A 26,372-nucleotide genomic window follows, 5' to 3' on the forward strand; every position below is an offset into this window, starting at 1 on the left:
ACCGAGATGGAAAAAATTCTTGAAGTGAAAGATTTGAAAGTCTCCTTCAAAACACATGGGGGAGAGGTACAAGCGGTTCGCGGAGTTACCTTCGATCTTCACAAAGGGGAAACCCTCGCAATCGTAGGTGAGTCTGGATCAGGAAAATCTGTAACAACTAAAACGCTTATGGGTTTGCTCCCTAAGCCTCATGGTTTTGTAAAAGAAGGCAGCATTGCCTTCGACAATAAAGATATTACGAAATTGAAAGAATCAGAACTTCAAAAGATCCGCGGAAAGGATATTTCGATGATTTTCCAGGATCCTATGACTTCCTTAAACCCGACTATGAAAGTCGGAACACAAATTATGGAAGGTTTGATCAAGCATCAAAATATGGGCAAAACAGAAGCTCGTGAGAAAGCGATCGAGCTGATGAATTTAGTACAAATTCCGAATCCTGAAGCGCGGATGAAGCAATATCCGCATCAGTTCTCAGGCGGTATGCGTCAGCGTGTCGTAATCGCAATTGCGCTTGCATGTAATCCTCGGGTATTGATTGCTGATGAACCGACAACTGCATTGGATGTAACGATTCAAGCCCAGATCTTAGAGTTAATGAAAGACATTCAGAAGAAAGTAGATACTTCCATCATCTTCATTACCCATGACCTTGGAGTTGTTGCTAATGTGGCAGACCGGGTAGCGGTTATGTATGCTGGTAAGATTGTTGAAGTTGGTACAGTTGATGAAGTGTTCTATAATCCGAAGCACCCATACACATGGGGTCTGCTCGGTTCCATGCCGACACTTGAGAGTGATGAAGAGGAACTGTTCGCGATTCCAGGTACACCACCTGATTTGATTGCACCTCCAAAAGGGGATGCCTTTGCAGCGCGTAATAAGTTCGCGCTCGAAATTGACTTTGTTGAGGAGCCGCCAATGTTCAAAGTGTCTGATACGCATTATGCAGCAACATGGCTATTGCATGAAGACGCACCGAAAGTCGAGCCGCCTGAGTCAGTCAAGAAGCGAATCGAGTCAATGGAACATTCTGAGGAGGCGACGCGATAATGAGTCAGGAAAAATTACTTGAGATCAAAAATCTGAAGCAGCATTTCAAACTTGGAAGAAATAACGTCGTCAAAGCAGTAGATGGATTGACGTTTGATATTTATAAAGGAGAAACATTCGGACTTGTAGGCGAATCAGGCTGTGGTAAATCCACAACTGGCCGCTCCATCATCCGTCTGTACAACTCCACAGATGGTGAAGTGCTTTTCAAAGGAGAAAACGTCCAAGGAAAGAAAAATAAGTCTGAGTTGAAGAAATTCAACCGTCAGATGCAGATGATCTTCCAGGATCCGTATTCTTCCCTCAACCCGCGTATGACAGTTATGGATATCATTGCAGAAGGTATCGATATTCATGGCTTGGCAAAGAATGCCGAAGAACGAAAAGCAAAAGTGTACGAATTGCTTGAAACAGTTGGTTTGAACAAAGAACACGCTAACCGTTATCCGCATGAATTCAGTGGCGGTCAGCGTCAGCGTCTTGGAATCGCCCGTGCCTTGGCAGTGGACCCGGAATTCATCATTGCCGATGAGCCGATTTCAGCACTTGATGTATCGATTCAGGCACAGGTGGTCAACTTGATGAAGCAGCTGCAGAAGGAAAAAGGCCTCACTTACCTGTTCATCGCCCATGACCTTTCCATGGTTAAATACATCAGTGATCGTATCGGTGTTATGTACTTCGGTAAGTTAGTTGAGCTTGCTGATGCTGAGGAGCTTTATAAGAATCCGGTGCATCCATATACACGCTCTCTTCTTTCCGCGATTCCGCTTCCAGATCCAATTTACGAGCGCAATCGTAAACGTATCGTTTATGATCCAAGTCAGCATGATACAAGTGAAGAGCCGGAATTCCGTGAAATCAGCCCAAGACATTGGGTATTGTGCACCTCCAAAGAATTTGAGGAATACAAAAAAGAAAAACAAAATCCAGTTACAAATTAATAATCAAACCCGCAGCCAATGACTGCGGGTTTTTTTTGTGCTGTATTAGGTTTGCTATATGAAAAATTAGGATAAGTAGGAAGAGGGGGTATAATCCGACATAAACTTGGCGATTTCGCAAGGGACTTGGTAAAACCGGTTTCATCTTCCAAATAACTCCCTTATAATGATATTAACTACCAAATAGGAGATTGATAGAATGGGAAATTTTAAAAAGTCGATGATGACGGCTGCACTTGCTTTTACAGCGCTAATGCCCACAGCTGTCTTCGCAGCTGATGAAGGGGAACAATTGGAAGGAAAGCAGCTTACTGCCCGCTCCTCGACTGTAGATACGTATGAAGTACCGCAGGTGATGAAACGATTTACATATTCATCCGATTTATCCTTTGAATATCCCGATGCTGTCAGAGGTATATATGTTACTGGACCTAGTGCAGGGGGAGCAAAATTCGACAGTTTAGTGAAGATGGTGGACGAGACAGATCTTAATGCAATGGTCATCGATATCAAAGACGATCATGGAAACATTACATACACGCCTGATGAAAAATCACCATATTATGACATAGCACAAAATTACATAGACGATCCGCAAAAGATGCTGGAGGAATTAGAAAAGCATAAGATCTACCCGATTGCGCGTATCGTGGTGTTCAAAGATACGTTATTAGCCGAGAAGAAGCCAGAGCTTTCCTTCCGCAACGCGGACGGCAGCGTATGGAAAAACGGACGAGGGGAAGCATTTGTCAGCCCATTCCAGCATGAAGTATGGGAATACAATGTCGAGCTGGCAAAAGAAGCAGCTATGATGGGCTTCCAGGAGATTCAGTTTGATTATGTCCGTTTCCCGGAAGGATTTGAAACAAAGGACGATGAACTGCAGTATGATCTGGGGGATTACACCGATGAAAAAACGGATAATGTACAGAAGCGTGTCAATGCCGTTACTGATTTTGTAGCTTATGCAAGAGAGGAATTATCCAACTATGATGTGCAGACATCAGTTGATATATTCGGCTACGCTGCAACTTTGGATGAAGCACCAGGAATCGGTCAGAACTTCTCCAAAATATCGTCCAATGTCGATGTCATTTCGTCGATGATATATCCGAGCCACTGGACGTCTTATTTTGGATTGGATGTTCCGAATGACCATCCGTATGAATTAACGGCTGAATATGCCAAAGTAGAGAATGATGTATTAGGTAAGCTTGAGAATAAACCAGTATCAAGACCGTGGATTCAGGACTTTGAAGCGCCATGGGTATCTTCGAAACAATATGGCAAGCAAGAAGTAGAAGATCAAATCCGTGCGCTAAATGAGAATGGAATCGACGAATTTCTCATTTGGAATGCTGCAAATAACTATACAGAAGGTGTCGATTTCACACCATGATCCGGAACAGCCTCCCTTTTGGGAGGCTGTTTTGTTTATGGAGAGTGTTCGCGGGTATAACTATGTTATCACGCCGCTGAAGGAGATGCCTTATGAATTGGTATGAGAAATTAAGCAAATATTTTCCGATAGAAGAAATGAAATCGAAGGAGCATATGGAATTGCTCCTGAAAGAAAAAGCAGATGTATATTTCAAGGATGAGAGTGCTGATCATGTCCTGATGTATGCAGAGTTCGACCATTTTCTATTTATTGACTATGTGTATGTCTCCGCCAAAACGCGCGGAAAAGGCATTGGAGGTAAGCTGATTGATAAACTGAAGAAACGTGGAAAGCCGATTTTGCTGGAGGTGGAGCCACTTCAGTATGATGATACAGATTCCGAGAAACGTCTCCGTTTCTATGAAAGACAAGGGTTCCAGCATGCCCAGACGATTGGATATAACCGTCGTTCCCTTGCCACAGCTGAGGAGAATCCAATGGAAATCCTCTATTGGGCGCCTAATGGGGAAACAGAGGAGGAGATATTTGACGCAATGCGGGACATGTACGAACTGATTCATACGTACAAGGATAAACAGCTGTATGGTGAGGCCTATCAGACATCGGATGAAGTGCTGACATTTTCAAAGGATGCATCAAAGGATAGTATTTTTGATACGTTGAAAGAAAATGAGAAATAAATTATTAAAATGGGTTTCAAACCCTGCAGGCAGGGTAAACAGGAACCATAACAACGTTGCATACGTATATTTGTGTAAAAACTGTGGTATCTTTCAGGAAGTCTTTTAATAACTTGACCACTGTAGTATACTTGTACATAGAGAGATTAAATTAAAATTATTTTAAATAAAATCTTTCCATGGGCAAAGAAATAGAAACATATTCTGTATTGAGGAGTGAAGTTTAATGGTAACACTTTATACCTCACCAAGTTGTACATCTTGCCGCAAAGCTAAAGCTTGGTTAGAAGAGCACGATATTCCGTTCACAGAGAGGAACATCTTCTCCGAGACATTATCACTTGATGAAATCAAGGAAATCCTGCGTATGACAGAAGATGGTACAGATGAAATCATCTCTACTCGCTCGAAGGTTTTCCAAAGCCTAAATATGAACTTAGATCAATTACCATTGAAGAAGTTATATAGCTTGATTCAAGAAAACCCAGGTCTTTTGCGACGTCCAATCATCCTTGATGAGAAACGTTTGCAGGTAGGCTATAACGAGGATGAAATTCGCCGCTTCTTGCCAAGAACCGTGCGTACTTTCCAGTTGCGTGAAGCACAGCGTATGGTCAACTGACCTTATACAAACAAAGGACGCAGATCCATTGGATCTGCGTCCTTTTTCTTTCCAGCTGCCCTTGGATGACAAATTATCTGAAATGCGCTACAATGGACAGAATCCTTCTAAGGTCATTCGCCTTTTTTCGGCAATATTAAGCCTTTCTGTTTTCCATACGGAAGGATTTATCATAAAATAGAAATACACACAGAAAAAGTTAGATTGAGGGTAAGGGAATACGGGAAGTGTAAAGGCAAGAGGGCGTTTTTCACCTGCCACTTTACTGGAGGGAGAGAAAACCATGGAAATAGAAAGAATAAATGAGAATACAATCAAATTTTATATATCTTATATAGATATTGAAGATCGCGGCTTCGATAAAGAAGATATCTGGTATAACCGTGAAAGAAGTGAGCAATTGTTCTGGCAGATGATGGATGAAGTCAATTATAAAGAAGACTTCAGCGTTGATGGTCCGCTTTGGATTCAAGTGCAGGCCATGGATAAAGGATTGGAAATCGTCGTAACAAAGGCTCAGCTATCAAAAGATGGAGAAAGCTTAGAGCTGAATGTGGATGATAAAACGATCCAATCCTCTGTAGAGGAAAAAGTCGAATCTGTTCTGGAAGAGAAATTCGGCTCACATCAGCAAGATGGAGAAGAAGAGGATGAGGAGGAGTTGTCCTTCGTCATTCAATTCCGAGACTTTGAGGACGTCATTCAGCTCAGCCACTACTTCGAAGAGACGTATGGCATAGAGAACAGATTATTCCATTATAAAGACAGATACATGCTTTATGTGGAATTCGATGATTCGGTACTTGGAGATGATGAGCAGGAAGATGTTCTAAGTCAGATACTTGAATTCGGCTATGATTCCCAAACAACGATTTATCGATTGGAAGAATACGGCAAGGTGATATTCGCTGAAGACGCACTTACTAACGTGAAGCAATACTTCCCTCGTAAATAGACATTCATTACAGAATGTCTATTTTTTTGTGCTTAAAATTGCTTTTTTGATTAGTTTACCAGCACTGAATGTTTCCTGATATATACTAGCCTCAAGGAGGTGATAGCTATGTTGCAGGCGCAGTTGGAGGATGGAAGATTAATCCTGCTTGCTGCACATCGTAAAGAGCAAATCCATGATTTCAAAAAGCAGCGTTTTCTCTGTCCTGCCTGCAGAAAGTCAGTCATCATAAGGGCTGGCAAGAAATTGATTCCTCATTTTGCCCATGAGCAAATCCACGATTGCGAGCTGAATAGAACCGGGGAAAGTTTATACCATATGCGAGGTAAGCTCCAGCTGTTCCGTTGGCTTACTAAGCAAGGCTACACTGTTAAATTGGAGCAATGTCTTAAAGATTCCGCTAGACGCCCAGACTTGCTGCTTCGTACCGCTGGAGGAAAAGAGCTGGCAATAGAATATCAATGTGCAGCCATATCGGATGAAGAGCTGCTGCGGCGCAATGAGACATACGAACGTAATGGAGTAATGCCTATATGGATCCTGGGCGGAAACAGGTTGAATCGTACATCTGCTTATATGCTCGACTTGCCAAAAAGGGAACAGCGCTTCTTGACCCAATATAAGCAGAACATGCCATTGCAGATGTTATATTATTGCTCGGACAGTAAAACATTTTGTAACGTCCAACACATTCTCCTCACTGGAAAAAAACAGACAGTTGGTCAGTTCTTTTTCCGCCCTCTTTCTAATTTACTCTTTCCTCATTTATTCCAAGTTCTCCCTCAAAATGTTGGAGAAACACATAAGATGTGGCAAAGTATCCAAGCAAGAGCGGTAGCGAGGCCGCTCACATATGCTCCTGCTTCTATTAAACGCTGGGTGATGCGCTTGTATGAAGCAGGGTTGCTTCTTCAAGATATACCGCTGTCTGTTTTACAGCCTGTTGAAACTCAATATCAGATGTCTGTAACGCCATATATTTGGCAGACGGATTTGTGGCTTGAGCAATTAGATCAAATATCTGTCATGGAAAGCGTATCTCTCAATCGGCTGAAGTATGCCTGCAGGAAATGGGAAGCCGTTACAATACCTTTTGCCGTGCCTATCAGTACGCATCCGGCGGAATCGTATATGCAGCGTCTATGCCAGCTCGGATGGTTTGAGCAAATTAATGCTGATACCTTCGTGAAGAAAAAGGTATTATCTCTATTTTGAGGTAAATTCTTCGCATGATTCTCTTGCTTTTATATATAATATAAGAGAGAAAATGCTTATAGTTGAAGGATTTTCCCGGCTACTATACGAAATAGTTAATTGGAACAGAAATAGGTAAGCAGCATTGGAGGAGGATGTTCGTGTCAAAATCAGCTAAATCTTTACCAAAACGAAGTGAGGTACCAGTAGAAAAAACGTGGAACCTTGAAAATATATTTGCGACAGATGAACTGTGGGAGGAAGAGCGTAAATCATTGGCTGAGGACGGAGATAAAATCTCAGCGTTCCAAGGCAAGCTTGATGAGTCCGCAGACACTTTGTATGAGATGTTCAAGCTGCAGGATGAGCTGTCTGAGCGTATCGGCAAGCTTTATACATACGCACATATGCGTTATGACCAGGATACGACGAACGGGCATTATCAGGCACTGCAATCAAAGGCGGAGCTATTGATTACGCAGATCTCAAGCAAAATGAGCTATATTGTTCCGGAATTACTTGCAATTGACGAGAGCCGTATCCAATCGTTCCTGAAAGAGAACGATGATCTTAAGGTGTACGAGCATACCCTGAACGAAATAAGCCGTCAGCGTGCGCATGTGCTGTCTGAAAAGGAAGAGACATTACTTGCACAGGCTTCCGAAGTTACCGATAATGGCTCTGCTACATTCGGTATGCTTAACAACGCCGATTTGACTTTCCCAAGCATCAAGAATGAAGAAGGGGAAGAAGTGGATGTGACACACGGTCGTTATGTCACATTCCTGGAGTCGAAAGATCAGCGTGTACGCCGGGATGCATTCAAGTCCATGTACGATACTTTCGGTCAATTCCGCAATACTTTTGCCTCTACTCTTTCAGGTACAGTGAAGAAGAATAACTTCTACGCAAAAGTAAGGAATTATGAGTCAGCACGTCAGTCTGCACTGGATAATAATAAAATTCCAGAACAGGTTTATGATAACCTCGTAGATGCAGTCAATGAGCGTTTACCACTGCTGCACCGTTATGTGGAACTCCGCAAGAAGGTGTTGGGCATTGACGATTTGCATATGTATGATCTTTATACGCCGCTAGTGAAAGATGTCGACATGAAGGTGACATATGACGAAGCGAAGGATTATGTCCTTAAAGGACTCGAGCCATTAGGTGAGGAATATCAGTCTATCCTGAAGGAAGGCTTCGAGAACCGCTGGGTTGATGTGGAGGAGAATAAAGGTAAACGCAGTGGTGCCTACTCATCTGGCGCATATGGCACAAATCCTTATATCCTGATGAACTGGCAGGATAACGTCAACAATCTGTTCACTTTGGCTCATGAATTCGGTCATTCGGTCCATAGCTATTATACACGCAAAAATCAGCCATACCGATATGGTAACTATTCCATCTTTGTTGCTGAGGTTGCATCTACATGCAATGAAGCTTTGCTGAATGAATATATGATCAATAATGTGGATGATGAGCAGGAGAAGCTGTATTTGCTGAATCACTTCCTCGAGGGCTTCCGCGGCACAGTTTTCCGTCAAACTATGTTTGCTGAATTTGAGCATATGATTCATAAGCATCAGCAGGACGGCGAAGTGCTCACAGCCGAGAATCTGACATCCATGTATTATGATTTGAATAAGAAATACTTTGGTGATGGTTTGACTATCGATGAGGAAATTGGATTGGAATGGGCACGTATTCCTCATTTCTATTACAATTACTATGTGTATCAATACGCTACAGGCTACGCAGCTGCTACTGCACTATCAGCTAAGATCCTTGAAGAGGGAGAGCCTGCTGTCGAAAAATATGTAGGTTTCTTGAAGGCTGGAAGCAGCGATTATCCAATTGAGGTACTGAAGTCTGCTGGAGTAGATATGACAGATAAACAAACTATTCTTTCTGCACTTGATGTATTCGAGGCGAAGCTTGACGAAATGGAAAAACTATTGCAGAAGTAAAAAGAAAGCCGACGCTAACGCGTCGGTTTTTTCATGCCTTTGAATGTTCTTCTTCTTGTAAAGAAAAAACATGCAGCCAGTAAGGATAAAAATAACAAAGGCAACGTAATCGCCAAGGAAACGAAATGCAGCATACCGAGAATATTGAAACATAAAGCAAAGATGACCCAGGCGATCAACAGGATTCCGATTCCTTTCATTGTACCACCTCCGACTATCATCACTTTATGCAGGCCTGGAAAAGACTAGACTAAGTGAGCTTGTGACTTTTTTGTGAAATTGTGCACATAATAGTTGCCATCTATCAATGTGATATGGTACATTATATTTGTGAGAAACATCACAAACAAGTCCCCTTTGTTTGGATTATTGTTCTCCCATCCCCTCAGTAGAAGTTATACATGCAAAAAGGTCTGCCGAAAGGCAGGCCTTTTTGTTATGCTTCCCACTTTTGGAAGCTGTCCAAATCCTCAAAATGGGTGCTATGACCGCATGTATCAAATTGCCCGGTTTCTGCTTCTGTCCGTAGCTGCTTCCTTTCTCTCCATACTTCTTTCGATAAGATAGGGGAGTGGGGCCGCGCATAAGTAATGTTAACATGTGACTTTTCGATAGGTTTCTGTATAATCGCATTTTCCATAATCCTGCGACGCTTTAATACCCTTGGAGATACATGGCCAGCAGCCGTCTTTTGCTCCATAAGCGCTCTCTGTGTAGTATAAGAAGTGGTTTTCATCCTGTACTTGTTCAATATTGTAAGACAGCGTATCGAGGTGTCGGCTGTGAATATACCGTTATCAAGATAAGCTAGCTGCAAACCATTTAAATAGAGGTAATGCTGCTTCATTGGGTTTACCCCTCCTCTGTACATCTTTCTTCAACTTCTAGTTCAAGGAAAGGAAAAACAGCCGCACATAAAGTGCGGCTGTCAGGGATAAGTGCAGCAATAAGTTATTCAGCTTTCGAAGTAATATTATATTTCCAAAAAGTATCGTGTTTGATTGGGATGCGCTCTACCATCTGTTTCAGCTGTAGCTTTTTCATTTCCTTTTCTGTCTGCGCATTCGTCCAATCATAAATCAATGAAATCTCCCTGCTGCCAACAAATTTATAGCTGGAAAGGAATTCTTCCACAGGCGGTTTTGCTGCCGGCTGCGGATCTATCTGCAGCATCTGGTGCAAGACATTGACATACACATCGTAGCTATATAAGCCGGAAATTTTAATACCGGAGTCTTCCTCGGACTCATTAAAGAAGACAATGGAAGGGGATTCGTCGATTTCCAGTTCCTTTGAAAGCTTCACATCGCACTGGAATGCTTTTTTTGCGGAAGCAGAATACATATCCTCACGAAATTCTTCCAAATCGAGCTTAGCTATTTTAGCACATTCAATCAGAATTTCATCTGCAGTGATATCTTGCTTGTTCAGGAACAGTGCCTCCTGGATAGTACGGAGGAAACGGGTACCTGCTTTTCTTCCTTGCAGCTCCGCTGCTTTTATTGCCAGTGACGTGCGCCACGGGAAGGACACGGCATTATTTAACAAGATGTTATCCGGCTGCAGGACCGTTTTCGGGTAGCTGCACTCATTTCGTTCACGAACGAGCGGCTGATAATCTCCTGTCAGTATCGGGCGTAAAGTGAAATATTGACCATATTCCATTGTAAGTTTCTTGAGAAAAGGCTCGAGTGACCAGCAATCCTCGCAAAGCGGATCGATAAAAACGTAAATCTCCACGGGTTTCTTCGAGGAAGGAAACAGTCCGCAAAATCCGCCACAGTCATCCTCAGGCCTTTGCTGTATTGAATTAGAAGATTCCCAGCTCATATCGATTCTCCTTTCTCTTCATCTGGTGTATTCATCATATGATGTGCGGTTAACGCAAGTCGTTCATATATTATGCTTTTATAAGGTTCCTCTATGTCAGTTTCCACTAGGGCAGCTGCCATGCAGGAAAGCCATGCATCCTTGCGCGTAGGTGTGATCTCGAAAGGGAGGTGCCGGTATCTTAGCTTCGGGTGGCCGTGCTCTTCTGTATAGAGCGGCGGACCGCCGAAGAATTGTGTCAGGAACTGCTTTTGTTTGCGGCGGGTCTCCGTCAGATCATCCGGGAAAATCGGCTTTAAATCTGGATGCTTTGCCACGCGTCGGTAGAAAGCATCTACCAGCTGCTCTAATATGGCTTGTCCGCCAATACCATCGTACAATGTTTCAGCTTGATTCATTGATTCTTCCTTTCTTATGCAAAGAGCAATCAACATAACATCTGCCCCGCGTGGGGTTGACTGTAAATTTATTTTATCAGCCACCTGCCAAGTTGGGCAACTTATCTGTTTCGGAGGCTGTCATAGAATCGCTGGATCTTGTTCGGAGTCTTGCGTTTCACAATGCCATTTTCTTTAAGGACCGTACGGAAAACATGCTCTCCATGTGCAAAGCTATGTGCTTCCAATTCCAATTCATAATCTATAATATCGCCGTATTTACTTTTATCAAGAACGATGATTGTATCATTATATGACTGCTCCCGACGGATAGTTTCCAAAGAGCCGCCATAAGTCAATTCAGCAGCAGAAACACCTAATTCCTGAAGCTGCTTACTGATTTCAGGGCCGAGCGTAATATGACCTTGCAGCCACAAACTTGCTTCCTGCTCTGTCAGATAGTCATGTGTTTCCAGGAGACCTTCTCCTTGCGGCTGTTTCAATGTGGATTGATATTTTCCGTTCTTTTCTCTGATTCGCAGTGCAGCACCATGCTGCTTCAGCTGGAAATCCTTTGTTTCAAAATAGTGATTCACCTGATTTATTTCAGGCGCGTTTCCCATATCAAACGTTTCGTATAATTTGTTGAATTCTGCTTCAGTAAGCAGGTTCTTGAACTCGATTTCGATTTCTTGCGGCATCCTGATACCCCCTGTGCGCACATATGCTGTATTCCATTGTAATGCCAAGCTGCTTTTATGATACACTGAAAGCAGATATAATGCATCTGGAACAACTAGACGCTGCTGGGAAGAAAAGGGGCTATGAAGAGCATGAACTGGGAAGTATTTTTAGCACCATATGTACAGGTAGTAGAAGAACTGAAAGTGAAACTGAAGGGAATGCGATCACAATTCGAAAATGAATCGCGCCATTCTCCGATTGAATTCATCACTGGTCGGGTAAAACCAGTACGCAGTATCCTTCAAAAGGCAGCTACTAAGCAGGTAACGGTAGACCTATTACATCAAGAAATCCAGGATATTGCCGGTCTGAGAATCGTGACGCAGTTCGTCGATGATATCTATACGGTTGTGGGCATGCTAAAAGCACGAAATGACTTTACTATCGTAAATGAAATTGACTATATTGTTGAAACAAAGGAAAGCGGCTACCGGTCGTATCATATGATCATCGAATATCCGGTGGAGACAATACATGGCGAAAAGAAAGTGCTAGCCGAAATCCAGATCAGGACACTTGCCATGAATTTCTGGGCGACAAATGAGCATTCGCTCAATTATAAATATGACGGCCAAATACCGGCTGAATTGAAAACAAGGTTGAAAACAGCGGCAGAAGCTGCATTCCGACTGGACGAAGAGATGTCCAAAATCCGGGATGAAGTGCAGGAAGCGCAGCGGATTTATCACGATCAGCAGCAAATCAAAAAGCATAAATAGGGGTGTGAGCTGGGATGAAATATACGGTTTTATCACGGGGAGATGAGAAGTCGAATGCGATCAAAGAGACAATTGTCGAACATCTTGCGCATTTCAATTTCGAGTACGATGATAAGGAGCCGGCGCTCGCGATATCCGTCGGGGGAGACGGGACTTTCCTGGAAAATTTCCATACATATGTCCATCGCTTGGACAGTACGGCTTTTATCGGTATCCATACGGGGCATCTAGGATTCTACGCAGACTGGGTTCCGGAAGAGCTGGAGAAACTGCTGCTGCAGATCGCCAATAAACCGTACCATATCGTAGAGTATCCCTTGCTCGATATATCCATTACCCATAAAGATGGCAGAGTGGACGAGCATTTGGCATTGAATGAATGCTCTGTCAAAACACCAGATGGCTCGGTTGTGCTTGATGTATCGATAAAAGGAGAGCATTTCGAGACATTCCGAGGAGATGGCCTTGTCATCTCAACGCCTTCTGGAAGTACAGCCTATAACAAGGCGCTGAATGGAGCTATCATTCACCCTTCTTTGGCATCCATACAAGTGACGGAACTAGCTTCCATTAATAATCGTGTATTTCGGACGATTGGTTCTCCGCTCATTTTGCCGAGCCATCATCCATGCACACTAAGACCGACGTTGGATAAGAGTTTCCTGATCGCCATCGATCATATGACAGAGAATCATTCGGATATCGAGTCCATCACTTGCTCCGTTGCGAAGCAGCGCGTTCGGTTTGCGCGTTTCCGTCCGTTCCCATTCTGGAAACGGGTACATGACTCATTTATTGCAGATAAGAGGTAAAAGCTATGAAATTAAGCTGGACCTTGCAGGAGGAAATCGTCATCAAGGATTTCCTAAAGTCGCAAGGAGTTTCAAGAAGATTATTCAAGACATTTAAAGAGGAGCCGCAGCTGGTTACGCTCAATCAGCAGCCGGCGCCTCTTTGGCATGCAGGGAAAGCAGGGGATAGCTTAGAAGTGGAGCTGCCGCAGGAAGAAGCTGGTGCTTATATGGAAGCAGAGCCGCTCGAGCTGCCTATTGTATTTGAAGACGAACACGTATTAGTCTTGGATAAGCAGCCAGGGGTGGCAGTGATTCCATCTATGAATCAGCCGTCAGGTACGATTGCGAATGGTTTGCTTTGGCATTATCAGAAACAAGGGCTAGCTTATACAGTCCATATACTGACAAGGCTTGATCGCGATACTTCGGGACTGATGCTTGTTGCAAAACATCGCTATGCCCATACGCTTTTGGCTGCAGACCAAAAGCAAGGAAAAATACAGCGGTCATATGTCGCGCTAGTGGAGGGCAGTATGGAAGAATCATCCGGGACAATCAGCAAACCGATCGGCAGGAAGGAAGGCTCGATCATTGAACGGGAAGTACGGCCTGATGGACAGACAGCAGTCACTCACTTTCGCCGTCAGACCAGCTTCGCTGATCATACACTAGTTGAAATAAAGCTTGCTACTGGAAGGACGCATCAAATCCGTGTTCATATGGCATCACTTGGACATCCGCTCGCCGGTGATACACTGTATGGCGGTGGTACGGGTGTCATCAGCCGACAGGCGCTCCATTCCCAGCAGCTGCGCTTTATTCATCCATTTACGAAACGCTTACTGACCTTTCATTCACCGGTTCCGGATGACTTTTCAATCGAATGAACGGAATTTCTCTTCGACGAACGGCTGCAGGGACGGGACGCTATGCAGGGATTGTTCTGGAAAGCGACAGGCGGTAAGCTTGTTGCCGAAGACACAGCCTGTATCGATATTGATAGTATGATGAATGGTGCGGGCTTCCAGAACCGGGGTATGGCCATAGATAATCCAGTCTTCCCCATGATAATGCTTAGCCCAGTCCAGTCTGACTGGACGGCCAAGTTCATCCATTTCACCAGTCGTATCTCCATAAAGAACAAAGCTTTTCACTTTTTTTCCTTCCTTGCCGATTAAGGATTCTTTAATACCAGCATGTGCTGCCACGACGCCTAATTCCGGAATTTGTTTGTATAGAGGGGCTTTTTTGTAAAGCTGCATGAACATATTAGATAGCTTTCTGCGCTTATTCGGTTCACAATTCTGTAGTTCAGCTACTGTTGTTTCCAAGCCATGTTTCACTTGTACGTTATTACCGCGCAGGTAACGGTAAAGCTTATCACAATGATTACCTGGTACATAATATCCCAGCTCTTCTTCGACAAGCCGGTAAACGAGTTCAATTACACCTAAGGAATCGGGGCCGCGATCCGTCAAATCTCCGATGAAAAATGGCCGGCATTTTTCTGGATGGACAGGCAAACCATCCTTTATGTCATATCCTAACTTATTGAATAGCTCGAAAAGCTCTGGCAAGCAGCCATGCACATCTCCGATAAAATCTATTTTCATATCAATCACTCCTATATACAAAAAGGGAAAGCTTATAATAGCTTTCCCTTTTTACGTAAGGCTTATTTCTGTGTTTCGAACATGAATGTACGTGTTCTCGAGTGAATATTGAGCACGATACCGATTGCAATCATATAGGCGAGCGTCGAACTTCCTCCATAGCTGAGGAATGGCAGCGGAAGTCCGGTAATCGGTACGAGTCCTACCGACATCCCGATGTTCTGGAATATCTGATAAGTGAACATCCCGATGAACCCGGCTGCCAAGTAACTGCCGAATGGCTCGTTGCTCTCCAGTCCCACCTGAATCATACGATAGATGAGGATGAAGAATAAGAAGAGCACAATTGCGGATCCGATAAACCCAAACTGTTCAGCGATGGCAGAAAAAATATAATCTGTATGTCTTTCCGGAATGGAAACCTGAAAATTTGATGCCCCTTTTCCGAAAAGAATTCCTGATCCAATAGCCATCAGTCCCAATCTGTACTGGTAACTGGAATCAGGATATTTTTCTGGGTAAAGCCAGCCGAGGAATCGGCTCTCGACGTGCTTGAAAATCGTTTCCTGCAAGAAGGCACCGACCTGGTTCGGTAAAATATAAGCCAGAATTGCTACAAATAAACTAATACCAAGGATAACACCCAATATGGTCAACAGCAGCCTCCAGCTGATTCCTGATACTAAAATCGTAGCTCCAAGAATGGAACACAGTACAAGGAAACCGCCCAGGTCAGGCTGTACAGCAATCAGACCCATAGGGGGCAAGGCTACTGCAAACAGCTTCCCAAGCAAGAACAAATCTGTTTTATTTGTGCGGACTGTATTCTTTTCGTTATGGGACATGATGACATGCGCCAAAGCGATAACGACAAACACCTTCACAAATTCAGCAGGCTGCATCGAACCGATACCCGGCAAGATGAACCAGCTTGTCGCTCCGTTTGCTTCATTGATGATGGCAGCTGGGAATTTGAAGAATAACATCAACAGCATAACCATACCAATTCCGTAGAAAATCCACACGAGCTGGCGAAGCCGGTCATAATCAAGCAGCATCATAACAGCAATGACGACAGCACCAAGGACGTACCACATAATCTGGCGCGGCATATATTGTGTTTGGGCGGCGATACCGGATAATGTCGGCTGCAGCTCGAATAACGTGAATGAAGAGACGATACAAAGCAATATCAAAACTAATATAATTGTTAGATCTAACCGGAATTTGTTAGAATTCATACACAAAACCTTTCTTTCGTTCCTTCCGCATCTCTAGCTGCTATAAAAGCGATTAGATTTTGCAAATGAGTGGAATATAATCTTGTTACAGTTTACAACAAAATGACGGATAAATTAAGTGAACTCTATTAAAGTTTCTTAAACCTTTCACAGAACGACCGTTTTTACGTTGACAAAGGGCAAGATATTACTTACTATTGAGTGTTCTTGCAAGCGAGGAGGCAGACGTATGGATCATTTGGAAAACCAAGAAATCTTACTATACCAAAATAAAATCAGGGAAGCACTAGCTAACCAGCAAATCGACCAATTTCGTGCAGAATACCTAGAATTGCACCCGTATGATCAAGCGGCTGTTTTCGAGGAACAGCCTGAAGAAATACGAAAGCAGATTTATTCTTATCTCTCACCAGATGAAACCGCAGAGATTATGGAAAACGTCAACTGGGAAAATGCAGACCTGTATTTCACCGAGATGTACTCACGTTATGCAGCGCAGGTACTGGCCGAGATGTCAGCTGATGATGCCGTCGATATATTGAAGGAAATGGATAAAAACAAGGTTGCTAGTTTTATCACAATCATGGAAAAGGAATCAGCGGATGAAATCAAACATCTTCTGCATTATGAGGATAAAACAGCCGGAAGTATCATGACGACTGAATTCGTCAGTGTCAGCGCAACCGATACGGTGCGGGAAGCGATGCTGCATTTAAGAGCCGAAGCACCGGATGCTGAAACAATTTATTATACGTATGTCGTAGACCAAGATAAGAAGCTGGTCGGCGTCATTTCCTTGCGAAATCTTATTATAGCAGAGAAAGACTGGCTCATTTCAGAGGTGATGAGCGACAGGATAGTCAGTGTAGCTGTCGGTGACGATCAGGAGCACGCTGCTCAAATGATGCGTGATTACGACTTCCTGGCACTGCCGGTTGTCGACTTTCAAAATCATATACTCGGTATCATAACGGTCGATGATATCCTCGATGTAATGGAAGAAGAAGCAGATGAGGATTACAGCCGTTTAGCCGGGGTAAGTGATACGGAAAGAGGAGAAGACAGTGCTTTCGTATCTGCTCGTAAACGGCTGCCATGGCTAGTTGTACTCCTATTCCTCGGTATGATTACGGCAAGTTTGATCAGTCGTTTTGAGAATACGCTCAGCCAGGTGGCTATACTAGCGAGCTTTATCCCGCTTATCGGCGGAATGGGGGGGAATACCGGCACCCAGGCTCTGGCAGTTGCTGTCCGTGGTATGGCGACAGGTGATGTTGCCAAGCGTGGAAAAATGCGGATGGTTATGCGGGAAGGCCTGACAGGTATTATGACAGGCCTTAGCTGTGGTATTGTCATCACCTTAGTCGTGACCATCTGGCAGAAAGACTTCTTCCTAGGTCTACTTGTCGGGTTATCCATTTTTGCGACATTAATCATTGCTACTCTGGCAGGAGCTATCATCCCGCTGCTCATGCATAAACTGAACATCGACCCGGCCATCGCTTCAGGTCCGTTCATTACGACTATTAATGACATCATTTCCATCTTAATTTATTTCGGGCTGGCGACAGCTTTTATGGGACTGCTGACAAGTTAATATGTGACAAAAAAAGACTGTCTGGAGGCAGTCTTTTTCTTTTGGTCAAATTGGGCACCCTCTATCATCAGCTGCATATAATGGGTAGGAATCCTAATGCAAAGGAGGACGTTGCGTGTCCAATGAAAAGGTAAGGAGACAGCAGCCATTGCTGTTCATAGCCCAGCCCAAGCTTGATTTGCCAAAGGCAGAAATGCAGCAGGCCTATCGTTCGGCAAAAGGAAAGAAGAAAGAAGTACTGACAGAAGAAGAAAAGCAAGAAACTGCACAGATAGAGGAAAAACGTATAGCTGCTGCACGTGCAGAGGAGAAAACACAGACAGCTGAGAAGAAAGCAGCACCAACCAGTAAAAAAGTGAATTTCAAGGAATTGACGACGGTCGAAAAGATTGAGTATTTCTTGAATCTTCCTTCTCAAATCCCGAGAATGAAATGTGAAATCGTTACATCAGAAGGCAGCTTGATCGGCATCATTTCAGGTAGGGAAGAAGATCTAATTCAATTTAAATCCATCCGGCGTCCGTTTAAACGGGAAGTGAAGATTGAAGACATTCGGGACATTAAATTACTTGGTTTCTAAGAAAAAAGTTCAATCTTGTAATCAAGATTGAACTTTTCCTGTTTTGATCTGGATTAAGCAGTTGGGCCAGTTGTACCAGTAAGGAATGCAGAAATAGCTGGCAAAGTAGTGATGTGTGCAAATTTAGTTAAATCAACTGTGAAGCAAAGGCCAGTTGCTGCTAAGCCGGTAACTATCTGATCATCGACTCCGTCAGGAATGAGTGTGATGTCAGCAGGGCTGCGAAGCAGTTCCAATACAGCAGCGTCATCATCGTAAACTGCTTTCACACGGAAGTAGTAGCTTGCAGCTACCGGTCCGAGTGTTCCTGGTGTTGCTCCAGGTGCTACACCATATCCGCGGAAGATTCCACCGAGATCGTTGTATAGCATGATTGGTACTGTATCGAAACCAGCAGATCCTCCGAAATTGCCAAGAAGATCATTAATGGATTGTTCCGCACTTGTTGCACAGCACTCGCTGGAGATATCTCTTTGTGCATTAGCAATTTCTCTGACGATATCTACAACGATTGATGAACTTTCTCGCTCTCGCGTTGCATTGCTCATGATTTTACCCCTCTCGAAATGATAAAGTAATGACGTTTCGTCTTTAATAAGATATGAGAGGTCACTTGTTATGTGTGGGCACTTAACTGCATTATGCAAGAAGTTGGTAGGTATTTGCTAGTGAAGAAAAAACACAGGATTAGGCGTACATAGCACACCTTATCCTAATGGGTTACATAAACTATCAAGACTTGAGTCCAAGGAAAAAGGAGTGAAAGACATGTCGCAGGAAAAAAAGGTCATCCACGTGAAGAATCTCATCATCAAAGCTGACAAAGTAGTGCTTGATGCCGACGATATCCATAAAGATAAGCACGATCATGATGATAAAAAGCACGATCATGATGATAAGAAACATGATCATAAACATGATTATGATTTGTTCTTTGGTTCCGGCCGTAAAAAAGATGAAGATCATAAAGAGGATAACAAACACGATCATGATGACAAACACGATCATGGTTTTGATTTTGATCCAATATTCGGTTTCCGACGGAAGAAAAATGAACATAAACATGATGACAAACATGATCATGATGATAAAAAGAAAGACGACGATGATAACAAAAGACGCCCTAACTTCTGGTTCTGATAAAAGCAGCCTCGGCTGCTTTTTTTTATGGTTAAACAAGGAAGGATACGGGAAAAAGTAGAATAAGATACATAAAGGAGGAGATTGTATGAGTTGGACAGTACCGGTTTCATCCTATCAGTATATGGATTATCAAAATAGGGTCAACAGTCCAAAAAGCGATCGTTATGTAATTGAAAGAACAAACCCGATTATGTCCCACAAAACAAAAGATACATTTGAGCAGCACGTTCAGGATAGGCTGGACTACCAAGCTGCTTCCATGCCCCGCCAGAAGCGTAATCAAACAACCAAAGAGGCACCATTTGACGGGCAGACATATAGCTTCTTAACCGGAAAAGGGCGTTATATTAACACAGTTTGTTAGTTAATACGATTTAGTAAATAGTCCGTCAATAGGCGTCCATTCCGCATATGCTACCTCAGAAACACTGTTGAAGCCTTGTTTCTTTATTTCATTCTCCAGCCATTCCAAAGTCTGGCCGCTATTTATAATGTTATCCTTTATAGTTTCACCATCTAGTATGAACGAAACAGGGAGAGGATTGGGCTGTTCTTTCAAATCAAGGTCATTTCTTGTAGGATTTTGATACGCACTTTTTTTCAAGACGCTAAGACTGCCATCAGCTTCAATAATGGCGTAATCAACTTCTGAGAGTGAAAAGATGCTGTTTGATCGTAATTGGTGCATCAGCTGATTGAAATCCATCTTGTTGGCTTTCATGTCAGCGTACCTGAGCTCGCCTTTGGAGATGATCACAGTAGGTTTTCCTTCCAGAAAACCGCGTGTACCTTTGAATTGCTGGGTAATTTTCTCAATGACTACCATCAATAAACCCCATGTGATGATTGCGACTGCAATATGCGATATACCAGCTTCTTGATCAAAAATAGCATTACCGAATAGCTCTCCGACAGCGATTGCGGCGATAAAGTCGAAGGCAGTAATTTGATTCATTTGGGTTTTTCCGAGCACCTTCGTTAAGATAAACAGGCCAAAAAAGCCGAATATTACTTCCACGATGATATGTCCATATTCTCCCATGTGCAACACATCCCTTCTAAGAGAAAGCATGCCCAAAGGAATCATGACTATACAAAAAAAGAGACCTCCAAAAGGAAGTCTCACAGCTCTTTTGTCATCGTTTTATGCGGAATGCCCGCATCCATGAATTCTTCTGAAACGACTGTATAACCTAATCGTTCATAGAAAGGAATGGCCTGAGTTTGCGCGTTCAGTTTCGCTTTTTGCATGCCGCGTTTTTTGGCTTCCTCCTCCATTGCCCACATTAGTTCATTGCCATAACGTTTGCCTCGGAATTCTTTCAGGATGCAAATGCGTTCCATCTTCGCATACTCATCGACTAATCGCATTCTGGCAGCTGCTCCCGGAGTTCCATCCTCGTACCCGACGAAATGGATACTTTCATTCTCCAGTTCATCGATTTCAAGATCGGCCGGTACTTTTTGCTCCTCAACGAATACAAGTGTCCTTACTTGGAAAGCATCTTGCTGTTGTATACTGTTTTCTGCTACGAATATTTCCATGATTATTCTTCACCTAACGTAAAAGTTTCTTTCACGATCCATTTCCCGTCTTCTTGTTCCTGAAGCAGATGGAACTGTGTGGCTTGTTCTTCATATTGAAATTGCTTCAGCTTCAGCGTTCCATGCAAATCGGCATATTCCCCATTGGAAAGATTTTGTGCAATCGTGATATGCGGAATGAATGCATATGCTTTTTCACCTTCGAAGAAACCATGATATAGCTTTTCGTGCAGTGTTTTTAATTCCTCAGAAGGTGTCACCTTGAAATAGAGTGTATTATGAGCAGGTGCAAACGTACTTACTTTTTCAATTTGATAAGAGAAGGGTGCTGTTTCGCGTGCAATTCGTTTCAGTTCACTGACAGCATCGATCAAATCATCTTCTTCATTCAATGTGAATGGCTGTCTTACCTTCATATGCGGTTTGATGAGTGCGTAAGCGGAGTCGTATCGTTTGCGGTACGAATTAGCTTCTTGCTGCACTTGCTCAGATGGGAAAATTGCTACAGTGTAGTTCATCTCAATACCTCCAATTAAGAATGAATAGCATGCGTATCGTTTGCTTTATGCTTCTTATTATACCAGAGACAGGGCCTGCTGTATGCGGCCGAAGGTTCAGCCGAATACGTCTATCAGGACCTGTTTCATATCACGCTGCCAATACTTCCATGTATGTTCTGCATTATCCAGTTCCCGATACGTATAATCAACAGGCTTTGTGCGGAAGTATTCCTGCAAGCTCCGGTTCGGTTCCACAAAGTCAACCTCTTTCCCGAAGCTTGTAGGAACCTTTGTCTCATTCGTACCGATCGTATGATAAATAGACAAGCTATCCAGTTGCTTTGCTTCTCTTACTTCCCGCATGACAGCTTCATCGATTAATGGAGACTGCATTACAACGCCTCCGAATGTATGCGGAAAGCGAAGGGCAGCAACAAGGGAGAGAGTGCCGGCCAGAGAATCACCCATCAATATCCTGGTTGCTCCCATATGTAATGTCGGCAGATCATCCTCCAAAACCGGCAGCACTTCATGAAGAAGGAACTGCAGAAAGGCTTCGTGTTTCTTTCCATCAGGATGGTATTTATCAATTCGGTCGTAACGGTCGCGATAATGGATGCCGGCGAAAACTGTATTTTGAATCTGACCATCACCATGCAGCTGATCGCTTAACGTCGCGATTCGCCCCATTTGGAAATAATCGTTGCCATCCTGCATGATGCATAGCTGATACTTATACATGGGAGAAAAGGTCTCCGGTTTATACCATCGCACTTCCAAGCTTTCATCTAAATAGATACTGTCTATGATGGTACTTTCCATCTTACCATTTCGTTTCATCTGCTAAACCTCGCTTTGTGAAAGGGTTGTGATGTCATTTTACCATGAATGGCAGGAAGAGAAAGAATAATACAGGATGTTAGGGTAATGTACAGCCTTTTGGAGTGAATTGCTTCCTCTTTAACCCCATAGAAAAAGGATCCATTTCACAGAATCGAAATGGATCTAGCGGGGTGTATGTAATCCAGGAATCATTTGTTTTTTTCCATGACTGCAAAGTAATTTCCTTCATGATCTGCGAAGTTGAAAACTCTCCCAGATGGCATTGCCACTATTTCCCCAACTGTTACATGATCAGTTGATAAATCTTCATGCAGTCTATCAAGGTTATCCGAGAAGAACAGTAAAGAAGGTGTACCAAGATTTAGTTCAGGTTCCATTTTCGCAATAATTTCTTTGTTGTGGAGAATGATACTTGTTTCCGCATTATTTGTAGGTGCGATTTCAATCCATCTCATACCCTGGCCGCCGTCTTCTTCCGCTATCACTTGAAACCCCATTTTTTCTGTCCAAAAATGAACTGCCTGATCCTGATCGCTAACATATATCATGACTTGACCAACGTGATTAATCATTATTATCTCCTTTTTAATTTGAATGTGCGTATACATTCTGCATTGGAGTGGAATTTACCTTTTAGAAGTACTCATAGTATAAAATAAATTTGACTCTGGAGATTCATAAATAGAGCACGAGCTGTGCTGGAAAACTAAAAAGAAAATAGAAACAAGGAGATGCATAACGTACAAAGTCCAAATATCCATTATGAAAATTATGGTAATATCATTACGGAAGGGATGATATCAATGAAGCAGATGAAAGGAATCATGCAAGTTTTGAAGCTTGCTGAAAAGCTTAAATTTGAAATGCGGCATAGCTGGCTGTCGAACGGCAGGCGAGAGAGTGTAGCAGAACATACATGGCGCGTAGGGCTGATGGCTGTGCTGATAGAACCGTACATAGAAGAAAAATTAGACATGGCAAAGTTGCTGAAAATGATCATGATTCACGATTTAGTCGAAGCAGAAGCAATGGATGTTCCTGCTTTTGATACGCTGTATGATGCAAAAAGAAAAGAACAAAAGCAGCTGGCTGAGCAAACTGCCATGGATAACATAAGGGCAATGCTGGAAGAAGAGCCAGGTCAGGAGCTGCAGATACTTTGGCTTGAATTCGAAGCAAAGGAAACATTCGAGGCAAAGGTAGCCAATGCTTTAGATAAGCTGGAAGCACAGCTGCAGCATAATGAAGCAGCGATGGATACATGGCTGGATATTGAGAAAGAAATGGTTTATATGCTGAAACCCCATACGGAATTCCATCCGGTACTGGAGGATCTGAGGCGGGTTATTGTAGGTGAGGCAGAAGAGAAGTTGAAAGCGAATGGTTATGTTCAAAGCGTAGGACAACCAGAATGATTAAGGGGATCAGTCATAGCGCGTTTGTTGTCAGGGATCTTTCTCTTTATAACAAGGGACCAAAAACCGATCAGCGGCCAGCCGCCCCTCTCAAAATCAATTTTTGGTCTTTATCCCGGAGCCATATATAGACAAGCGTACCAGCAATCTAAAACCGTGACATCACAAATGGGTACCAAAAGACAAAAGTGGCAATGCCATTCAGCCCTGGTACGAAAATATTATCGAACATGTCTTGCCAACCTTTATGTATTATGCTGACTGAGCTATCAAAGTATAATAGAGCAATTCAAGTATTATTTGGGACTACTTGAATATCACAGTAGACAAATGAATGTGGATATATACATGGCAAATCCAGGTTTTTACACTTTTAAAGTTTATCTACTTTTCTGTATTTGCTTTATGCAGTTCTATATGTTATGATGAATTTAGTTATTTTTGTTCGGTGTAAGATTTGCAAGAAGTATTATATATCTTGAGATAATATGTTTGAACAAGGGTAGTAATATATTTGTGGGAATTCCCACAACAGGAGGCAACAATTATGGAACAAGGTACAGTGAAATGGTTTAACGCAGATAAAGGATTCGGCTTCATCGAAGTTGAAGGCGGAGAAGATGTATTCGTACATTTCAGCGCTATCCAAGGCGAAGGCTTCAAATCTTTAGACGAAGGTCAAAAAGTGACATTCGATATCGAACAAGGTCAACGCGGAGCACAAGCTGCTAACGTTAACAAAATCTAATTAAAGTAAAAGAGACTCCTTCGGGGGTCTTTTTTTATTTCTTTGATTAGCTATAAAAAATATACTATATCTACTTTTGAAATTTCGGTATAAAAATACCAGAGTTGACAGAAGTTCTTTGGGGAATCATAAAGGCGGACATAATATATATTGGATTGATACCCGAGAGGATGAGAGCTATGAGCGCAGGAATATTCCGTAATGGAGAAGTAGTCAAAATAAAAGATTCGAATGAATTAGTAACGGTCTTGAAAAGTCATTATGTGAAAAACATGAAAAAATACTCTTATGTAGTCAATAAATATCCAAGTACTTTTTTCTTTGAAGAAGAATTGATGAAACATGAAAATAGGTAATAAGGGTATATATTTTAAGTGAGCTAAGATTTTTTAATAGATCGAGCCTGGATCTATGTTCTTGGCCCTATGTATGATGGGAACGCAAAAGGCATATCTTAAGGGGAAAAAGCTGAATGCAAGTTGCAAGCTTAAGTAAAATGGACCGACTGGCAGTTGCCAGTCGGTCCATTTTATTTTAATGGCTAGTTAAGGGCGTGTAATTTCAATCACATCATTGTCGGGTGTTATGTATTCTCCTTTTTGCTGCAAATACCCGTATCGAAGATCGACGCTCATGTATTCAAATGTATTATCTTCTTTGATTACAACCAAGAGTTCTATATCATCTCTGATTGACATATTTACTGGATCATGGAATGTCAGGCCTAATATCTTCTTCATATCTACTTCAGTTGTGTAAGGAGTAAAGATATAAGCTTTCTTCCAATCATACTCAATATAATCTCCAAGATTCAATGAATTCGTACCCTCCTCTTTTAGCTTGTAGTTTAGATTTCTTTCCAAGGTCTTATCGTGATGAACGGATAAAAAAGGCAAAACTATATAGACAGAGATTCCAGTAATTGCAACTAAGCAAATGATTACTAATAGTATTTTTATTTTTTTTGAAATAGAAATTCGCTCCACTCTTTTCCAGTATATTACTTATTATAATACATTTGGATAGTTAGAGGTATGATAACTTGCTTGGCAGCCTTTTCCCTTCATTAACAACAAGACAGAGCTGATTGACTAATTTCATCATTCAACCAGCGTTCTAGTTAGCGGCATCATAAACAGATTCAAAGCTGGTGATGCCATGATCCCAGTACGAACAGTTCATAAAAGCGCGTGCTTCCATCCATCCATTCCTAATAGCGTTACCAAAGTAAATTAAATTGCCGAGTGGAAGCAAGAGATTAACAGCAGTAATCCTGTCACTTAGCTGATGGCCTGCTAGTCACACCCCCCTCGTAATCCTCATTGTGAAAGCAATAGTGTGACACAGTAAGAAAGATATGCAGAATATAACGTTAATCTTAACACTTCACACTAATTGGCATGATTCTTGCTTATTAGTTAAGTGAGGAGGTGAAGGGATGAAAAAATTCATCATCGCATCACATGGCAATCTTGCAAAGGAACTTAAGAACTCTGTTCACATGATCATGGGTGACGCTTATGAAATGGAAGTGGTGTGTATGGATTCCGAGAGAACAATGGATTCAATCAAAGAAGAAATCAGTGAAAAGCTAAACGTTGCGGATGATAAAAATTCTGAATATATCATTCTCACAGACGTGTTGGGTGGAAGCATCGCGAATCTATGTGCTGAATTTACAAGCAGTTCCAATGTTCATGTGATAACTGGGTTCAATCTATCACTTGTATTGGAAATGCTTAGTTTGAAAGATGCAATGACAACGAACGATCTGATAGATCATTGCGTGCATCAAGCAAAAAACGGCATTGTGTATGTCAATGAATTGTTATCCAAAAGTATCCCTCAATAGATAGGAGG

At 42.5% G+C, this 26,372-nt stretch carries 33 protein-coding genes; 19 read left to right on the forward strand and 14 right to left on the reverse strand.

Annotated features, from left to right (window positions below):
- Positions 1-6 precede the first annotated feature (6 nt).
- From CHH91_RS12580 to pepF, 8 genes are all read left to right on the forward strand, one after another.
- Positions 7-1,053, forward strand: a complete 1,047-nt coding sequence (locus CHH91_RS12580) for an ABC transporter ATP-binding protein (RefSeq protein ID WP_095223803.1) — start codon at positions 7-9, stop codon at positions 1,051-1,053.
- The gene (locus CHH91_RS12585) at positions 1,053-1,997 is read left to right on the forward strand and encodes an ABC transporter ATP-binding protein (RefSeq protein ID WP_095223804.1); all 945 of its coding nucleotides are present in this window, start codon (positions 1,053-1,055) and stop codon (positions 1,995-1,997) included. The genes CHH91_RS12580 and CHH91_RS12585 overlap by 1 nt, the downstream gene beginning before the upstream one ends.
- Before the next feature lie 199 nt (positions 1,998-2,196).
- The gene (locus CHH91_RS12590) at positions 2,197-3,396 is read left to right on the forward strand and encodes a putative glycoside hydrolase (RefSeq protein WP_286160777.1); all 1,200 of its coding nucleotides are present in this window, start codon (positions 2,197-2,199) and stop codon (positions 3,394-3,396) included.
- A 92-nt stretch (positions 3,397-3,488) separates the two neighbouring features.
- Positions 3,489-4,079, forward strand: a complete 591-nt coding sequence (locus CHH91_RS12595; protein WP_095223805.1) for a GNAT family N-acetyltransferase — start codon at positions 3,489-3,491, stop codon at positions 4,077-4,079.
- 226 nt (positions 4,080-4,305) lie between these two features.
- Complete coding sequence (gene spxA, locus CHH91_RS12600; RefSeq protein WP_038559379.1) at positions 4,306-4,701, forward strand: transcriptional regulator SpxA; 396 nt, start codon at positions 4,306-4,308, stop codon at positions 4,699-4,701.
- A 283-nt stretch (positions 4,702-4,984) separates the two neighbouring features.
- A complete protein-coding gene (mecA, locus tag CHH91_RS12605; RefSeq protein WP_095223806.1) occupies positions 4,985-5,656 on the forward strand; it encodes an adaptor protein MecA in 672 nt (223 codons plus the stop codon).
- Positions 5,657-5,764: 108 nt separating this feature from the next.
- Positions 5,765-6,871 carry a competence protein CoiA gene (locus CHH91_RS12610; RefSeq protein ID WP_095223807.1) on the forward strand — a complete coding sequence of 369 codons (1,107 nt, stop codon included), beginning with the start codon at positions 5,765-5,767 and terminating at the stop codon, positions 6,869-6,871.
- A gap of 140 nt (positions 6,872-7,011) precedes the next feature.
- Positions 7,012-8,823: an oligoendopeptidase F gene (pepF, locus tag CHH91_RS12615; RefSeq protein ID WP_483372402.1), complete on the forward strand. Its 1,812-nt coding sequence runs from the start codon at positions 7,012-7,014 to the stop codon at positions 8,821-8,823.
- A 14-nt stretch (positions 8,824-8,837) separates the two neighbouring features.
- On the opposite strand, the gene CHH91_RS12620 is transcribed toward pepF, so the two are convergent.
- From CHH91_RS12620 to CHH91_RS12640, 5 genes are all read right to left on the reverse strand, one after another.
- Positions 8,838-9,023, reverse strand: a complete 186-nt coding sequence (locus CHH91_RS12620; RefSeq protein ID WP_095223809.1) for a hypothetical protein — start codon at positions 9,021-9,023, stop codon at positions 8,838-8,840.
- 236 nt (positions 9,024-9,259) lie between these two features.
- The gene (locus CHH91_RS12625; RefSeq protein ID WP_095223810.1) at positions 9,260-9,670 is read right to left on the reverse strand and encodes a hypothetical protein; all 411 of its coding nucleotides are present in this window, start codon (positions 9,668-9,670) and stop codon (positions 9,260-9,262) included.
- 104 nt (positions 9,671-9,774) lie between these two features.
- On the reverse strand, positions 9,775-10,653 hold the full coding sequence (locus CHH91_RS12630; protein WP_095223811.1) for a ClpXP adapter SpxH family protein: 879 nt from the start codon (positions 10,651-10,653) through the stop codon (positions 9,775-9,777).
- Entirely contained in the window at positions 10,650-11,051 is a 402-nt protein-coding gene (locus tag CHH91_RS12635) for a globin domain-containing protein (RefSeq protein WP_095223812.1), read from the reverse strand. The genes CHH91_RS12630 and CHH91_RS12635 overlap by 4 nt, the downstream gene beginning before the upstream one ends.
- A gap of 101 nt (positions 11,052-11,152) precedes the next feature.
- Positions 11,153-11,731 carry a CYTH domain-containing protein gene (locus CHH91_RS12640; protein ID WP_095223813.1) on the reverse strand — a complete coding sequence of 193 codons (579 nt, stop codon included), beginning with the start codon at positions 11,729-11,731 and terminating at the stop codon, positions 11,153-11,155.
- 132 nt (positions 11,732-11,863) lie between these two features.
- On the opposite strand from CHH91_RS12640, the gene yjbM reads away from it, so the two are divergent.
- Genes yjbM through CHH91_RS12655 form a run of 3 tightly spaced genes read left to right on the forward strand, consistent with a single transcriptional unit; the run spans position 11,864 to position 14,174 of the window.
- Positions 11,864-12,493, forward strand: a complete 630-nt coding sequence (gene yjbM, locus CHH91_RS12645) for a GTP diphosphokinase (RefSeq protein ID WP_095223814.1) — start codon at positions 11,864-11,866, stop codon at positions 12,491-12,493.
- Between the two features lie 14 nt (positions 12,494-12,507).
- Positions 12,508-13,305: an NAD kinase gene (locus CHH91_RS12650; RefSeq protein WP_038559402.1), complete on the forward strand. Its 798-nt coding sequence runs from the start codon at positions 12,508-12,510 to the stop codon at positions 13,303-13,305.
- Between the two features lie 5 nt (positions 13,306-13,310).
- Complete coding sequence (locus tag CHH91_RS12655; RefSeq protein WP_095223815.1) at positions 13,311-14,174, forward strand: RluA family pseudouridine synthase; 864 nt, start codon at positions 13,311-13,313, stop codon at positions 14,172-14,174.
- Here CHH91_RS12655 and prpE read toward each other — a convergent pair.
- Positions 14,163-14,900: a bis(5'-nucleosyl)-tetraphosphatase PrpE gene (gene prpE / locus CHH91_RS12660; RefSeq protein ID WP_095223816.1), complete on the reverse strand. Its 738-nt coding sequence runs from the start codon at positions 14,898-14,900 to the stop codon at positions 14,163-14,165. The genes CHH91_RS12655 and prpE overlap by 12 nt on opposite strands.
- A 62-nt stretch (positions 14,901-14,962) precedes the next feature.
- Positions 14,963-16,141, reverse strand: coding sequence for an FtsW/RodA/SpoVE family cell cycle protein (locus tag CHH91_RS12665; protein ID WP_095223817.1), 1,179 nt, complete (start codon positions 16,139-16,141; stop codon positions 14,963-14,965).
- A 229-nt stretch (positions 16,142-16,370) separates the two neighbouring features.
- Here CHH91_RS12665 and mgtE point away from each other — a divergent pair, with 229 nt between their 5' ends.
- Positions 16,371-17,738: a magnesium transporter gene (mgtE, locus tag CHH91_RS12670; RefSeq protein ID WP_095223818.1), complete on the forward strand. Its 1,368-nt coding sequence runs from the start codon at positions 16,371-16,373 to the stop codon at positions 17,736-17,738.
- Between the two features lie 115 nt (positions 17,739-17,853).
- The gene (locus CHH91_RS12675; protein ID WP_095223819.1) at positions 17,854-18,318 is read left to right on the forward strand and encodes a CotO family spore coat protein; all 465 of its coding nucleotides are present in this window, start codon (positions 17,854-17,856) and stop codon (positions 18,316-18,318) included.
- Positions 18,319-18,371: 53 nt separating this feature from the next.
- Here CHH91_RS12675 and CHH91_RS12680 read toward each other — a convergent pair whose 3' ends face one another.
- Positions 18,372-18,866 carry a CotY/CotZ family spore coat protein gene (locus CHH91_RS12680; RefSeq protein WP_095223820.1) on the reverse strand — a complete coding sequence of 165 codons (495 nt, stop codon included), beginning with the start codon at positions 18,864-18,866 and terminating at the stop codon, positions 18,372-18,374.
- 220 nt (positions 18,867-19,086) lie between these two features.
- Between CHH91_RS12680 and CHH91_RS12685 the strand changes: the two genes are divergently transcribed.
- On the forward strand, positions 19,087-19,458 hold the full coding sequence (locus CHH91_RS12685) for a hypothetical protein (protein WP_095223821.1): 372 nt from the start codon (positions 19,087-19,089) through the stop codon (positions 19,456-19,458).
- Between the two features lie 88 nt (positions 19,459-19,546).
- Positions 19,547-19,825, forward strand: a complete 279-nt coding sequence (locus CHH91_RS12690) for a hypothetical protein (RefSeq protein WP_095223822.1) — start codon at positions 19,547-19,549, stop codon at positions 19,823-19,825.
- Here the strand turns inward: CHH91_RS12690 and CHH91_RS12695 are convergent, their stop codons facing one another.
- The 5 genes from CHH91_RS12695 to CHH91_RS12715 all read right to left on the reverse strand — a co-directional run bounded on the left by CHH91_RS12695 (position 19,826) and on the right by CHH91_RS12715 (position 22,921).
- Positions 19,826-20,503: a DUF421 domain-containing protein gene (locus tag CHH91_RS12695; protein ID WP_095223823.1), complete on the reverse strand. Its 678-nt coding sequence runs from the start codon at positions 20,501-20,503 to the stop codon at positions 19,826-19,828.
- A gap of 80 nt (positions 20,504-20,583) precedes the next feature.
- Positions 20,584-21,006: a GNAT family N-acetyltransferase gene (locus tag CHH91_RS12700; RefSeq protein ID WP_095223824.1), complete on the reverse strand. Its 423-nt coding sequence runs from the start codon at positions 21,004-21,006 to the stop codon at positions 20,584-20,586.
- Between the two features lie 2 nt (positions 21,007-21,008).
- The gene (locus CHH91_RS12705) at positions 21,009-21,524 is read right to left on the reverse strand and encodes a 2'-5' RNA ligase family protein (protein ID WP_095223825.1); all 516 of its coding nucleotides are present in this window, start codon (positions 21,522-21,524) and stop codon (positions 21,009-21,011) included.
- Positions 21,525-21,620: 96 nt separating this feature from the next.
- Complete coding sequence (locus tag CHH91_RS12710) at positions 21,621-22,346, reverse strand: alpha/beta hydrolase (protein ID WP_095223826.1); 726 nt, start codon at positions 22,344-22,346, stop codon at positions 21,621-21,623.
- 191 nt (positions 22,347-22,537) lie between these two features.
- Positions 22,538-22,921 carry a VOC family protein gene (locus tag CHH91_RS12715; RefSeq protein WP_095223827.1) on the reverse strand — a complete coding sequence of 128 codons (384 nt, stop codon included), beginning with the start codon at positions 22,919-22,921 and terminating at the stop codon, positions 22,538-22,540.
- Between the two features lie 240 nt (positions 22,922-23,161).
- On the opposite strand from CHH91_RS12715, the gene CHH91_RS12720 reads away from it, so the two are divergent.
- The 3 genes from CHH91_RS12720 to CHH91_RS20610 all read left to right on the forward strand — a co-directional run bounded on the left by CHH91_RS12720 (position 23,162) and on the right by CHH91_RS20610 (position 24,868).
- Positions 23,162-23,764, forward strand: a complete 603-nt coding sequence (locus CHH91_RS12720) for an HD domain-containing protein (protein WP_141234165.1) — start codon at positions 23,162-23,164, stop codon at positions 23,762-23,764.
- 547 nt (positions 23,765-24,311) lie between these two features.
- Positions 24,312-24,512 carry a cold-shock protein gene (locus CHH91_RS12725; protein ID WP_038559445.1) on the forward strand — a complete coding sequence of 67 codons (201 nt, stop codon included), beginning with the start codon at positions 24,312-24,314 and terminating at the stop codon, positions 24,510-24,512.
- 179 nt (positions 24,513-24,691) lie between these two features.
- On the forward strand, positions 24,692-24,868 hold the full coding sequence (locus tag CHH91_RS20610; protein ID WP_176465781.1) for a hypothetical protein: 177 nt from the start codon (positions 24,692-24,694) through the stop codon (positions 24,866-24,868).
- Positions 24,869-25,057: 189 nt separating this feature from the next.
- Here the strand turns inward: CHH91_RS20610 and CHH91_RS12730 are convergent, their stop codons facing one another.
- A complete protein-coding gene (locus tag CHH91_RS12730; RefSeq protein WP_095223828.1) occupies positions 25,058-25,327 on the reverse strand; it encodes a hypothetical protein in 270 nt (89 codons plus the stop codon).
- A gap of 623 nt (positions 25,328-25,950) precedes the next feature.
- On the opposite strand from CHH91_RS12730, the gene CHH91_RS12735 reads away from it, so the two are divergent.
- Complete coding sequence (locus tag CHH91_RS12735; protein WP_095223829.1) at positions 25,951-26,364, forward strand: PTS sugar transporter subunit IIA; 414 nt, start codon at positions 25,951-25,953, stop codon at positions 26,362-26,364.
- Positions 26,365-26,372 lie beyond the last annotated feature (8 nt).

The organism is Virgibacillus sp. 7505, from assembly GCF_002272135.1.
Lineage (GTDB): Bacteria > Bacillota > Bacilli > Bacillales > Amphibacillaceae > Terribacillus.